Below are 13,623 nucleotides of genomic sequence, written 5' to 3' on the forward strand. Positions count from 1 at the left end.
GCAGAATGTAGAACATTCTCATAACCGTGCAAAAGAGCATGTATCGCTGAATCACACATGCATGGTGATGATGCAGCTTATTAAAGTGGACAGTAATGAGCAGCATGATCATCATTAAAATCTAGAGAGATCATTGATGATTAGCCGGTTATGTTTGTTAGTGAAAGGGGATTAAGCATTTGGTTAAAAAGCAGCAAGTAGATTATAACGATGATTCTATTCAGGTGCTAGAGGGGCTTGAAGCCGTCCGTAAACGCCCAGGGATGTATATTGGATCGACGGATTCACGCGGTCTTCATCACCTTGTCTATGAGATTGTAGACAACTCTGTCGATGAAGTGCTCGCGGGCCATGGAGATCATATCATTGTCAAAATACATAAAGATAACAGCATTTCCGTCCAAGATAAAGGGCGCGGAATGCCTACTGGTATGCATAAGCTTGGAAAACCGACACCAGAAATCATTTTAACGGTCCTGCACGCAGGCGGAAAATTTGGTCAAGGCGGTTATAAAACAAGTGGTGGACTTCACGGGGTTGGGGCGTCCGTTGTGAACGCACTTTCAGAGTGGCTCACCGTGACGATAGAACGCGATGGATTTATTTATCACCAGCGCTTTGAACATGGCGGAAAGCCAGTCACATCACTTGAAAAAATCGGGAAAACGAAAAAGACCGGTACACTGATTCATTTTAAGCCAGATCCAACGATGTTCAGTGTCACCACCTATAATTTTGATACATTATCAGAGCGTTTAAGAGAATCAGCCTTTTTATTAAAAGGGCTAAAAATAGAGCTGATTGATGAGCGCCATGATGTGCAGGAAACCTTTTATTATGAGACAGGTATTGAAGCGTTCGTTGCTTATTTAAACGAGGAAAAGGATGTACTTAGTGAAGTCGTTTCGTTTGAAGGGGAACATCAGTCCATTGAAGTCGATTTTGCCTTTCAATTTAACGACGGATATTCAGAAAATATTTTGTCGTTCGTCAATAACGTAAGAACCAAAGATGGCGGTACGCATGAGTCTGGTGCAAAAACGGCCATGACGAGAGCCTTTAATGAATATGCACGCAAAGTGACCCTTTTAAAAGAAAAAGACAAAAATTTAGAAGGTACGGATATTCGTGAAGGTCTGTCAGCTGTTATTTCTGTCAGAATTCCTGAAGAACTTCTTCAATTTGAAGGGCAAACAAAAGGAAAGCTTGGAACGAGTGAGGCAAGGTCAGCTGTTGATGCCGTGATTTCTGAAAAATTGGCTTATTTTCTTGAAGAAAACCGCGAAACGGCGACACTGCTTGTGAAAAAAGCGATTAAAGCGCAGCAGGCAAGAGAAGCGGCTAGAAAAGCAAGAGAAGAAGCAAGGAGCGGCAAGAAACGGAAAAAATCTGAAGCAACACTCAGCGGAAAATTAACACCTGCTCAATCTAGAAACCCAGCAAGAAATGAACTGTATCTAGTAGAGGGCGACTCTGCTGGTGGATCAGCCAAGCAAGGACGTGATCGAAAATTCCAAGCGGTGCTGCCGCTTCGAGGAAAGGTCATTAATACAGAGAAAGCAAAGCTTGCGGATATTTTCAAAAACGAAGAAATCAACACCATTATCCATGCCATTGGCGGCGGGGTTGGTGTCGATTTTAATGTAGAAGACATCAATTATGACAAAATTGTCATCATGACAGATGCTGATACAGATGGCGCGCATATTCAGGTTCTATTGCTTACATTCTTCTACCGCTATATGAAGCCGCTGATTGAGCATGGCAAAGTATTCATTGCCCTTCCGCCTTTATATAAAGTTAGCAAAGGCTCAGGGAAGAAAGAAGTCATTGAATATGCTTGGTCTGATGAAGAAATGGATGACGTACTAAAGAAAGTTGGAAAAGGATATACGATTCAGCGCTATAAAGGTTTAGGTGAAATGAATGCCGACCAGCTATGGGAAACGACAATGAATCCAGAGTCGAGAACGCTTGTCAGGGTGAAGATCGATGATGCTGCACGGGTGGAGCGCCGCGTCACGACACTGATGGGTGACAAAGTAGAACCACGCCGTAAATGGATTGAAAAGAATGTCGCCTTTGGACTTGATGAGGAAAGCAACATTCTTGAAAATGAAAACTTGTCGCTAGCTGAGGAGGTTTAAACATGGCACAACAAGAACGATTTCATGATTTACCGTTAGAAGAAGTGATTGGGGACCGTTTTGGTCGCTATAGTAAATATATTATCCAAGATCGTGCACTTCCAGATGCACGTGATGGATTAAAGCCTGTACAACGAAGAATTCTATATGCGATGTATGCGGAAGGAAATACACAAGATAAAAACTTCCGTAAAGCTGCCAAAACAGTCGGTAACGTAATAGGTAACTATCATCCGCATGGTGATTCTTCTGTTTATGAAGCAATGGTGAGAATGAGCCAGGATTGGAAAGTGCGAAATGTGCTGATTGAGATGCATGGAAATAACGGGAGTATCGACGGAGATCCTCCTGCTGCCATGCGTTATACGGAAGCAAGGCTTTCTGCAATTGCATCAGAGCTTTTAAAGGACCTCGACAAGGAGACGGTCGAATTTGTCGCGAACTTTGATGATACAAGCAAAGAGCCTGTTGTCTTACCAGCGATGTTTCCCAACCTTCTTGTGAACGGGTCAACAGGGATTTCAGCCGGTTATGCGACTGATATTCCGCCGCACCACCTAGGAGAAGTGATTGATGGCGTGATTAAGCGAATTGAACAGCCGCATTGTACGGTTGAAGATTTAATGACAGTCATCAAAGGGCCAGATTTCCCAACAGGCGGGATCATCCAAGGTGTGGATGGTATTAAGAAGGCATATGAAACAGGAAAAGGAAAGATTATGATTCGCGGAAAAGCGGAGATTGAAACCATCCGCGGTGGACGCCAGCAAATCGTGATCACAGAAATTCCTTATGAAGTGAATAAGGCCAATCTTGTCAAAAAGATGGACGAGTTCCGCATTGAAAGAAAAGTAGAAGGAATTTCTGAAGTTCGGGATGAGACGGATCGTACCGGCCTTCGGATTGTTGTAGAGCTGAAAAAAGAAGCGGATGCGAATGGTGTCTTGAATTTCTTATATAAAAATTCTGATCTGCAAATCCCATATAACTTTAATATGGTCGCGATACATAACAGAAGACCGACTTTAATGACGCTTACAACTGTACTAGACGCTTATATTGCTCATCAAAAAGAAGTGGTGACGAACCGCTCAGCATACGAGCTTCGAAAAGCAAAAGAACGTCATCATATTGTAGATGGATTAATTAAAGCTCTTTCCATTTTAGATGAAGTCATTGCGACGATTCGTTCGTCTAATGATAAGCGTGATGCGAAAAATAATTTGATGGAGAAATATGATTTTACAGAAGCTCAATCAGAAGCGATTGTTTCTCTCCAGTTATATCGTTTAACAAATACAGATATCACTCAACTAAGAGACGAAGCAAGAGAGCTTGACGTGCGAATTGCAGAGCTTGAAGACATTTTAGCGAATGAGAAGAAGCTGTTTAAAGTCATTACGAACAACTTGAAGAAGTTGAAAAAGACGTATGCTGATGAAAGACGATCCGTCATTGAGGAAAAAATTGAAGAAATTAAGATTAACCTTGAAGTGATGATCGCATCAGAGGACGTGTACGTCACAGTCACAAAGGATGGATACATCAAACGGACGAGCCAGCGCTCCTATGCTGCATCAAACGGTAAGGACTTCGGTATGAAGGATACAGACCGACTGATTCACCAGTTTGAAATGAATACAACAGATGTTCTTCTGCTATTTACGAATAAAGGGAGCTACATTTACTGTCCAGTTCATCAGTTGCCAGATATACGCTGGAAAGACATGGGGCAGCACATTACGAATATTATTTCGATTGATCGCGATGAAACCATTCAAAAAGCGATCCCAATTAAAGAATTCGATGAATCATCGTATCTCTTGTTCTTCACAAAAGGCGGTATGGTGAAGAAAACAGAGCTTCTCCAATATAAAGCGCAGCGCTATTCAAAACCGCTTGTCGCCTTGAATTTAAAAGGTGATGATGAACTTGTAGATGTTCATGTCACAACAGGTCAGCAAGAATTGTTTATTGCAACGAAAAATGGCTATGGATTATGGTTTGATGAAGAAGAAGTGAGTGTGGTCGGTCCGAGAGCGGCTGGTGTGAAAGGCATCAATTTGAAGGACGGAGACGAGGTGGTCTCTGGACAAATCATTGATCCGAAGAACAATGTGCTTGTTCTTACGACACAAAGAGGTGCTGTGAAGCGGATGAACCTCTCTGAATTCGATAAGACATCAAGAGCAAAACGTGGAGTGATCATGCTAAGAGAATTAAAGAAAAACCCTCACAGAATTGTTGCTGTGATTGCTGCTTCACTGCACGATACACTTGAGATTGATACGGAAAAGGGTGCCACGATCCCGCTCGATATTTCCACACTAAGGGCAAATGATCGTTATAGCAATGGATCGTTTATTTTAGATGAGGAAGAGCAGGGAGAAGTAACTCAAGTTCTTTTATCACCTGCTGCATCTGACCAAGATGACAATAAATAAGCAAATCGAAAACCCCCTGCGTAAGGCAGGGGGTTTTTTATGATGAGGTCAATTTAACTCTCGTGATTGCCAAACATGCTTGTGATGGCATGCACTACTTCAATTCCTTGGTAAACGAAAAGAGAAAGTGAAGTGACAGAGAATAGACCTAGAATGAATACTCTTAAGAAAAATAACATCGTGTAAAACCTCCCAATTTTTGTTTGATTTAAATGGTTGGGTTAACACGAGCTACTCGGAAATTCGAAGACTGGTAGAACACTGCAAGTAAATGCTTCTTTTTCCGGTCAAATCGATCAGTATAAGTGATGCGTGCAAATCCAGCTGCCATACTGCCAATGACTAGCAGTGCTGTAAATGCCGCAAATACTGCGTTCACATGTTTTTGTTTCTTTTCATCGCCTGCTGTCTGAACGATTTTCATTTCATGTGATTCTTGATCAGCAACCACCTTTGCATGATGGTATACCTGAACGGAATGAGGCATTGAGAACAAATGAAAACTTGCAAGTGCTATGAATAAGACTGCTAATTTTAACAGCATATTTTTTTTCATTTTTCTCACCCCTTCCTGTTTATTTTCATGATCTTACCACGTTTTCAGTTATTTGAAAAGTCTTATTTTTTTACTTTCCCTCTTTAAAAAAGCGATAAACATCAAGACATCTATAGGACTGTTTCACTTCATGAAAGGTTTCAATTTTATTTATTAAATTTAAAAAAAGTACCTAGATCAAAGATCTGGCACTTTTCAAAAAGAATGTATTGATGTCGGTTTTGCAACAGCTTTTGTAAAGATTCCTGCAATACAAATGGCAAACAGAACAAAAATAAACGCATGAAGCAGACCGACTTGATTGGCGAGCAGTCCTAAAACAGGGGGCCCTGATAGAGAGGCTGTATACCCAGATAAAGTGACGATACTGACACGTTTGACAGCATAGCGGCTATCATCACCAGCTGCTGAAATGGTCAGCGGGAAGCCTAAGGACGCGCCAAGTCCCCATAAAAAGATAGATATCATACACACGACGAGTGAAATCTTTAAAATCACCAAGAATAGTCCGGCGGCAGCAGATAAGATCGCGACTCTTAGCAATAACACCCTGCCAAAGCGATCAATGAAACGTCCGCTCAGTAGTCTGCCACTAATCATCCCGCACAAAAATAATGCATAGATGACCGTACTCATTGAATGAGAAACCTGATAGCCATCAACCATTGCTAGTGGAATCCAATCATTTGCAGAACCCTCTACAAATGCGAGACATAAGGCAATCATCGCTAATGAGATCGTCCGTTTGTTCAGCCATGATGTTTGAGAAGCCTCAACTGATTCTGTCTGCGTCTTATCCGGATCTTTTCCTGTCCCGTGCGGAATAAACCGTGTACAAATCAGGATGCTGAGAAAGAAAAGGAGTGCAATGGTGAGAAGGTGAATGAGGACAGACACACCTAAATAAATAAAGAGAATTCCGGCACCTGCACCAATTAACGTTCCAATACTGAAAGAAGCATGCAAAATCGGCAGGATCGTTCTCTTGATCTGATACTCAATCTCCGTTCCTTCTAAGTTCATGGCTACATTGCACATGCCTGAGCCTGAACCAAAAAGAAAAAGACCAGCAGTGACAATCAGCGTAGAAGAGAGGGCGGCGCCGATTGCAAGGGTTGAGAATCCAATAAACATCAAAAAAGCGCTGACCACAATCGCCACTCGGCCGCCTTTTTTGCGAACGAATACATTGGAAAGAATCAGCCCGACAATGGAACCTACAGATAAGCCGAGTAAAATGAGTCCCATTGTGCCTGTATCTGCTTGCAATAAATCTCTCACTTCTGGTGTTCTTGAAAACCAAGTGGAGATGGAGATCCCAGACATCGTAAAAATAACAATAATCGCTTTATACCACTTTAATTTCATCTAATCCCTCATATCTATGTAGTCATACAGAACAAATCTACTCGATTATAAAGGAGACTTCTTGATTCGTAAATAACATGAGGGAGGATCATCATGAAGAAAATATTCCAACGTCATCATTCTTTGATAGAATAAAGACAAAAGGGGCGATACATATGTCATATCGAATAGGTATTTTAAAGGGAGACGGGATTGGACCGGAAATTGTTGATTCTAGTATGCGTATTTTAAAGACAGCGTTGTCACAGTTCAATGAACCATTTGTGGAATTTGTAGAGTGTCCTATCGGTGCTGAAGCCATTCATTCTCATCAAGATCCAGTGCCAGCTTCTACTATAGCCGCCTTGAAAAAATGCCATGGCTGGATATTAGGACCTCATGATTCAGCTTCATATCCTGATCAATTGAAAGAAAGAAGAAATCCAAGTGGAGAACTGCGTCATACATTTGATTTATTTGCAAATATTCGTCCATCGCAATCGCTGCCAGGTGTGAAAAGCGTTGCCAGTGGTGTCGACCTTGTCATTTTTCGAGAAAATACAGAAGGCTTTTATCCAGACCGGAATATGTATCAGGGGACAGGAGAGTGGATGATTACACCAGATGTCGCCATATCTACAGGTGTGTTTACAAAAAAAGCAATTACCCGTATTGCCCACGCAGCCTTTCAACGTGCAGTGGAGAGGAGGGGGAAAGTCACCATTGTTCATAAAGCGAACGTGATCAAATTAGGATCTGGCTTGTTTTTACGAACATGTCAAGAGGTAGCGAAAGCATATCCACAAGTGGAGGTTGAGGATATTCATATTGATGCGATGGCGGCTCATTTAGTGAGACGTGCAGGTGATTTTGATGTGATTGTGACAGAAAATATGTTTGGCGACATTTTATCTGATCTTGCAGGGGAACTAGTCGGCAGTTTAGGAATGGCACCCTCATTAAATTGCAACGAAAATCAAGCGATGGCACAGGCGGCACATGGTTCAGCACCTGATATAGCTGGTCAAAATATCGCTAATCCAATGGGCATGATTCTTTCTACAGTGATGCTTTGTAACTGGCTACATGTGAAATATCAAGATGAAAGATTAAAACAGACAGCCAGTCTGATCGAACATACTCTTGATGAGGCCTTAAAAAAGAACTTGAAAACGAAGGATTTAGGAGGAAATGAGACGACGACACAATTCACCGAGGCATTCATTCAAACGATGAATGAATTTTCAATAAAAGGGAGATGAACATGAAAACAGAAAAAGAAAAGATGATCAAGGGAGAATACTATCACCCAAATGATCACACATTGATGGCAGATCGAGCAAAAGCACGACAATTGACATTTGCCTATCAGCAAACAAATGAGCCATCACAGAGAAAGGCCATTTTAAAGGAGCTTTTAGGCGCTTGCGGAGATGATGTGGTATTTGAAGGCAGAATACAATGTGATTATGGATACAATATCGAGGTTGGTGAGCATTTTTTTGCAAATTTTGATGCTGTGTTATTAGATGTTTGCAAGATTACAATTGGAGATCATTGTTTGTTAGGTCCGAATGTACATATATATACAGCTGGACATCCGTTAAATCCAGAAGAACGTCAAACAGGTATTGAATTCGGCAAACCAGTCACAATTGGACATCATGTATGGATTGGCGGCGGTGCCATTATCAATCCAGGTGTGACAATCGGAGATCATGCTGTCATTGCATCAGGAGCCGTTGTGACAAAAGATGTTCCGGCAAATGTGATTGTTGGCGGGAATCCTGCAAAAATCTTAAAACATTTAGAGGAATGAAAATCTGACGAATCAACCGTTGGATTTTTCATTTTTTGTTTTATCTCAATAAGATAAGTATACTTAATAATGAGACAAAGAAAATTCAATTGTTGTTTAACTTCCTAGAATATATATTATGTAAACTAGATATTAATTAATGCAAAAAAAGAGAACCTTTGACTTGATCCTCTTTATTATTAGATTTTATATTCAATTGACTCAAACGCAGCACTATTTTCCAGTCTCAGCAAACTGTTTCAATCGATCTCCAATTTCATCTCTTACCCTTTGGAAAAATACCCACTTCTCTTCTTCTGTTCCTTCTGCTTTTGCTGGATCATCAAAGCCCCAATGGACACATTGGACATGAGGAGGAGTCATCGGGCATTTATCAGCTGCGTCACCGCATAGTGTGACGACTAAGTCAGCGTGATGCAATATCTTCTGATCAATCAGGTCAGACGTTTGATGAGAAATATCAATCCCTATTTCTTTCATTGCTTTTACAGCATTCGGATTTAATCCATGAGCTTCAATACCAGCGCTATAGATCTTCCACTCATCTCCAAGATATTTTTTAGCCCAACCTTCAGCAGTATATAACTGAAAACTTATATAATCAATTGATTATATGAATTCAAACAAAGATTCATTCGTGTGAAAATGATTGATTTAAATACCCACTTCTCTTCTTCAAATGAAACCACATAGTTATTTAAATAGCCCAGTCCTCCTAATTGGCAAAAAGGTGTTGATAAAAACAAAAGACAGAGATCTTGTGCCTTTTATCATTCGAGTGAAATTAAATAATCAAGAAGAAAAAACTTACGAGCAAAGGCGGTTATACATGCCACTGGTACGTGGAAAAACCCTAACCCAATAAATGCTGAAGGGATTATGACAGAAAATGAACAATCGAATGGTATTCCTGATATTTTAAATCGCGATCTGACTCGGTATCAGAATTGCAGTAGTTGGCATTGGGCATTCTGCTGTTAACACTTTGCTCGAGCTGCCAAAGCTAAAAGAGACATCAAAAAGCACAGAAATGATATGGATTTTAAGAAAGCAGGATATTAGTGAGGTATTAAGAGGAGAAAACAATGATCAATTGCCTGCAAGAGGTCAACTAGATGGAAAGGACCCTTCTTGGTGTCCTTTGATCAGAAGGAGAAAGAGGGTCCATTAATAAAGATACAGTTATTGTTTCAACTAATTAAAGGACCCTTGTTCTTGTCTTGGTACAAATTAGATAGGTCATAAAGGTTTTTGGGGTAATTCCATTATTTGAATCTCCATTCCCCATGAAGTTGTGATATAGAAAAATCCAAGAGGACTCAGCTCTCTAACTTTAACATCAGACTGTTCTGCAAAATATTTTAAAGCTTCTTCTATATCGGTAACTGTAATAGCTAGATGAGCTACACCGATATCACTGGGGTTTAGGTGAACATTCTGTTGATCTGGCGTCGACCATTGAACCAGTTCAATCTTTTTACCGCCATATTGCAAAAATGCCGCCCCTTCTACAACTGAATGTTCGTGAACCCCAAAGTATCTTTTTAAACTATCGTCCTCAAACTGCATCCGTCTTGGCCGGAACAAGACTTCAAAACCCAAAATATGAGTGAAGAATTCAACTGCTACTTCGATATCGGGTACTACAAATCCTGAATGCTCGATTGTGCCTTGGAAAATTGTATTTTTCATATCGCTAAACCCCTTTGATTTTTTGGAAGTAAATGATTCATAATAAAGTGGTATTTAAAGCAGCTGTATCACACGAGCACCAATTAGGTTCAATACAAGTCAACTGATGTTGGCACTACTGCAAGATTTAGAACAACTATACCTGAGCCTTGATATACTATAATATTCTTTTGTGATTTCTGTATCTTTTTTGAATATCCATTAAAATTTACATGTTCCATCTGAACAATAATCCTCAAGCGATGACTCTAATTTATGCTCTTCAACCTTACGATTCGCGTACTCTTCTTTCCATACCTGTTGTAATGTTTCTAAAAACACTTCGCTAGGTTGTGCTCCTGAGATGACATATTTATCATTCACAACGTAAAAGGGCACGCCCTGAATCCCAATGTTAGATCCCTCGGCTCTATCAGCTGCGATATTCTCGCTATATTGATCATTTGCTAAAACATCCAAAGCTTCGTTACCATCAAGCCCTATTTCACTTGTAAGTTGAGCAAGTGTTGCGTGATCACCGATATCTAGTGAATCTGTGAAATGAGCTTTCAAAATACGCTCCATAAACTCCCGAATCTTCCCTTTCTCTTTTGCATAATAAGAAAGACGAAGTGCATCATATGAATTCGTAGGAATCATTGTATCAAATTGATAATCTAACCCAACCTCTTTTGCTTTCTGTTTCAATTGATTGTTCAGTACTTTTGCTTTTTCATATGGGACACCATGCTTAGAGGATAATACTTGATGGATATCCATTCCTGTATTTTTTTTCGCATATGGATCTAATTGAAAATGTCGAAATAAGACTTCGACCTCTTCTTTATGTTCAAACTGTTCTAACCCTATTTCAAATTGACGTTTGCCAATATAACAAAACGGGCAAACAAAATCAGACCAAATTTCTACTTTCATCCTATGTTCCCCCTTTATGATTTTGATGAATGTATCTAGTCCATTCTTCTTTATTACGCTTTTGAACGTGCGAGGTGGGATGATGTTAATTAAAATCTTTTTAACTAATCCCACCAATGCTTTTTTTAAAACGTTCGTGCTACCGCTTTTGCTTTTTCAATTGTTGAAGTAACAATTTCTTCTTCTTTAGTTGGATCATAGTCAATACCTTCAACAAAAATCGTTGGTTCCACTTCAATTCCAACAAACTTCAGCGCACCTCTTACGTAAGAATCGGAATGTTCCATTCCAATTGCCTGCGAATAAAATCCTCCCATACCATGAATATGGATTGCTTTTTTCCCTTTCATCAATCCTTCTGGACCTTCTGAAGTATATTTAAACGTTTTTCCAGCACTCATGATGGTATCAAAATAGGCTTTTAATAAAGGTTGAATTCCTAAATTCCACATTGAAGACTGAATGATGTATTTATCTGCTTCCATAAATTGTTTTGTGAATGCATTCACTGCTTCTATTTTTTGTGCTTCAACATCTGTTAGCACTTCGCCACTTCTTAACTTCTTTTGTCCAGTTAAAAAATCAGCATCGATTAATGGCACATTTGCATAATAGACATCTACTTCTATTATTTCATCTGTTGGATTTACTTCCTTATATTCATTGATAAATGCTCTAGCAACTTGCGTACTTCTTGATTGTTCCTCACTTTGAGGTGTTCCTTTAACAAATAATACTTTTGACATGATCATTTCCCCTTTATGATTTTGATTTTGAATACTTATAAAAAGAATTCACACGCAATATTTTGGTATGACTCTAAATGATTCCTATAATTTCTGCTGAATCAACAACCTCATACAAAAAGCTCATTTAATGATTATAAACAATGGGCATTTTTCTGATTAATTGGGGTTGCCTAGCAGCGTCATACATGAGTTTAGCGACATTTTCCCTAGATACGGACATTTTAGCTGGCTGATCGCCGAATGAATAACCGTAAGATTGCCCGTTGTATTTGATATTAGGATTAATGATTCGAACGACTGTCCAATCCAGGTTCGATTGTTTAATCAGTTCTCCTATCTTCTTCATTTCGGCATAACCATTTGGCATGAGAAGTTTAGGCAATATTCTTGGCAATATCGTCGATAAGCTTTTCTTATCGTCTTCAGATTGCAAGGCTGGCGTCGCGAGTGTAATCAACCTTTTTTTGGTGAACTTCTTCATCGCTTTGACAATTCGGTTATGTCCGTCGGCGATCGGTGTACCTTTTTGTTTTCGAGATAAATCAATGCCGGGACCTAAGGTGCTTATCACGACATCAGCTTCTGAAACTGCCGTTTCAATAGCTGAAGTGTTCGTTAGTTCACCCGTTACAATGCGTAAATTCGAATGCTTTTGCTTGATTTTCTCAGGGTTTCTAACATATACCGTAACGAAATCTCCGTTTTCTAATGCAAACTGTGTTAAAAGTTGACCGATTGCACCAGTTGCCCCAAAAATAGTGATATTCATGGTCGTCTATCTCCTTTTGTTATTCAGAATGATCACAATGATTTCCTTGATCAAAAATCTTTCGTAATAACATGTGTTATTTAAGCAACGCGCGTTGTATAATTGATGATAAGATGAAAAAGAATAATAAACAATAATCAAAATAGCCAATATGTAGTTTACGCAACACTTCCAATGTATTGTCGTTTTTAGACAAGATGATGAACCCTAAAAGGAGAAGAAAAAATGATTATGCCAAAAAAAGATCCGAGAATACTTCGTACAAGACAATTGATTGTAGACTCTTTTCTTTCGTTAGCTAGTGAAAAAGATTTCAACCATATAACGGTACGTGATATCACAGAAAAGGCTACTATTAACCGGGCTACATTTTATGCGCACTTTGACGATAAATTTGATTTGTTACATTCTACAATCACCAATACATTTACAGACAAATTGAAAAAAAGACTCAATGATCACGATGGATTCAATGAAAAAGTCATTGCAAATATTTTTCTAGCCATGTGTGATCACCATAAAGAGATAAGCGACCTATGTCCCAAAGGTTATCATTCTTTAGGAACTATTATCGAAAGTAAAATTAAAGAGGAGTTACAGAAACTAATAGCTGATCTTATACTAAAAGGAACTAACAACATCATCGAATTAGAGGATAAACAAATGGTAACAACCCTATCTACTATGCTAAGTTGGGGGATATACGGAGCTGCATACACATGGAATAAGGATGGAAGACTTATTTCATCAGAAGAGCTAGTGACTAAGACACTGCCTATCTTTAGAAATGGTATGAGTCAGTATTTTCTTTAATGAAATGATGTTAACAATCTGCTTGAGCCGGCAGTGCTAAAAGAAATATTAAAAAAACACAGAAATGGTATGGATTTAAATAGTGGGGTATTTGGAGGAGAAAGCAATGATCAATTGTCTGCAAGAGGTCAATTAGGCAGGCACGATTTGTTGTTGCTTAAATGACTGGTGATAAAGAGTCTGCTGAAACGTGTAGCACTAAAGTTATAAAGCTTTACTTTAAATAGTGGGATTCTTATACGACTATTGTTTATCAGATCATACAATGGATCTACATTTACCTTCTTGTACAAGTCAATCCTTTTGTTTGTCTAAATCTCACCTCTTTCAAATTTCAAAACTTCTACGACCTTCTCAATAAATTAAATCGGT

General features: G+C 39.2%; 13 protein-coding genes. 5 read left to right on the forward strand and 8 right to left on the reverse strand.

What is annotated here, in order from left to right:
- Positions 1-179: 179 nt before the first annotated feature.
- Both parE and parC read left to right on the forward strand, forming a co-directional pair.
- Positions 180-2,147: a DNA topoisomerase IV subunit B gene (parE, locus tag NSQ64_RS10185; RefSeq protein WP_007499323.1), complete on the forward strand. Its 1,968-nt coding sequence runs from the start codon at positions 180-182 to the stop codon at positions 2,145-2,147.
- Between the two features lie 2 nt (positions 2,148-2,149).
- The gene (gene parC / locus NSQ64_RS10190; RefSeq protein WP_024719079.1) at positions 2,150-4,591 is read left to right on the forward strand and encodes a DNA topoisomerase IV subunit A; all 2,442 of its coding nucleotides are present in this window, start codon (positions 2,150-2,152) and stop codon (positions 4,589-4,591) included.
- 53 nt (positions 4,592-4,644) lie between these two features.
- Here the strand turns inward: parC and NSQ64_RS10195 are convergent, their stop codons facing one another.
- The 3 genes from NSQ64_RS10195 to NSQ64_RS10205 form a co-directional block, all read right to left on the reverse strand.
- Positions 4,645-4,770: a hypothetical protein gene (locus NSQ64_RS10195; RefSeq protein ID WP_008343787.1), complete on the reverse strand. Its 126-nt coding sequence runs from the start codon at positions 4,768-4,770 to the stop codon at positions 4,645-4,647.
- A 29-nt stretch (positions 4,771-4,799) separates the two neighbouring features.
- On the reverse strand, positions 4,800-5,147 hold the full coding sequence (locus NSQ64_RS10200; protein ID WP_008343786.1) for a hypothetical protein: 348 nt from the start codon (positions 5,145-5,147) through the stop codon (positions 4,800-4,802).
- A gap of 195 nt (positions 5,148-5,342) precedes the next feature.
- Positions 5,343-6,515 (reverse strand): MFS transporter, encoded by a 1,173-nt coding sequence (locus NSQ64_RS10205; protein WP_025207405.1) that lies wholly within the window; start codon positions 6,513-6,515, stop codon positions 5,343-5,345.
- Between the two features lie 77 nt (positions 6,516-6,592).
- On the opposite strand from NSQ64_RS10205, the gene NSQ64_RS10210 reads away from it, so the two are divergent.
- Together NSQ64_RS10210 and NSQ64_RS10215 are read left to right on the forward strand one after the other, a co-directional pair.
- The gene (locus NSQ64_RS10210) at positions 6,593-7,756 is read left to right on the forward strand and encodes an isocitrate/isopropylmalate dehydrogenase family protein (protein WP_268382060.1); all 1,164 of its coding nucleotides are present in this window, start codon (positions 6,593-6,595) and stop codon (positions 7,754-7,756) included.
- Positions 7,757-7,758: 2 nt separating this feature from the next.
- Positions 7,759-8,313, forward strand: a complete 555-nt coding sequence (locus NSQ64_RS10215; protein ID WP_251185589.1) for a sugar O-acetyltransferase — start codon at positions 7,759-7,761, stop codon at positions 8,311-8,313.
- 213 nt (positions 8,314-8,526) lie between these two features.
- Here NSQ64_RS10215 and arsC read toward each other — a convergent pair whose 3' ends face one another.
- The 5 genes from arsC to NSQ64_RS10240 form a co-directional block, all read right to left on the reverse strand.
- A complete protein-coding gene (arsC, locus tag NSQ64_RS10220; RefSeq protein ID WP_144678728.1) occupies positions 8,527-8,919 on the reverse strand; it encodes an arsenate reductase (thioredoxin) in 393 nt (130 codons plus the stop codon).
- A gap of 633 nt (positions 8,920-9,552) precedes the next feature.
- Positions 9,553-10,005, reverse strand: coding sequence for a VOC family protein (locus tag NSQ64_RS10225; RefSeq protein ID WP_341016328.1), 453 nt, complete (start codon positions 10,003-10,005; stop codon positions 9,553-9,555).
- A 201-nt stretch (positions 10,006-10,206) separates the two neighbouring features.
- Positions 10,207-10,920 carry a DsbA family oxidoreductase gene (locus tag NSQ64_RS10230; protein ID WP_041507209.1) on the reverse strand — a complete coding sequence of 238 codons (714 nt, stop codon included), beginning with the start codon at positions 10,918-10,920 and terminating at the stop codon, positions 10,207-10,209.
- A gap of 125 nt (positions 10,921-11,045) precedes the next feature.
- The gene (locus tag NSQ64_RS10235) at positions 11,046-11,666 is read right to left on the reverse strand and encodes an FMN-dependent NADH-azoreductase (RefSeq protein WP_041507208.1); all 621 of its coding nucleotides are present in this window, start codon (positions 11,664-11,666) and stop codon (positions 11,046-11,048) included.
- 127 nt (positions 11,667-11,793) lie between these two features.
- Positions 11,794-12,438 (reverse strand): NAD(P)-dependent oxidoreductase, encoded by a 645-nt coding sequence (locus NSQ64_RS10240; RefSeq protein WP_341016332.1) that lies wholly within the window; start codon positions 12,436-12,438, stop codon positions 11,794-11,796.
- Between the two features lie 225 nt (positions 12,439-12,663).
- Between NSQ64_RS10240 and NSQ64_RS10245 the strand changes: the two genes are divergently transcribed.
- Positions 12,664-13,251, forward strand: a complete 588-nt coding sequence (locus tag NSQ64_RS10245) for a TetR/AcrR family transcriptional regulator (RefSeq protein ID WP_268382062.1) — start codon at positions 12,664-12,666, stop codon at positions 13,249-13,251.
- Positions 13,252-13,623: the final 372 nt, after the last annotated feature.

The organism is Bacillus sp. FSL W8-0183 (genome assembly GCF_038006825.1).
Taxonomy (GTDB): domain Bacteria; phylum Bacillota; class Bacilli; order Bacillales; family Bacillaceae; genus Bacillus; species Bacillus altitudinis.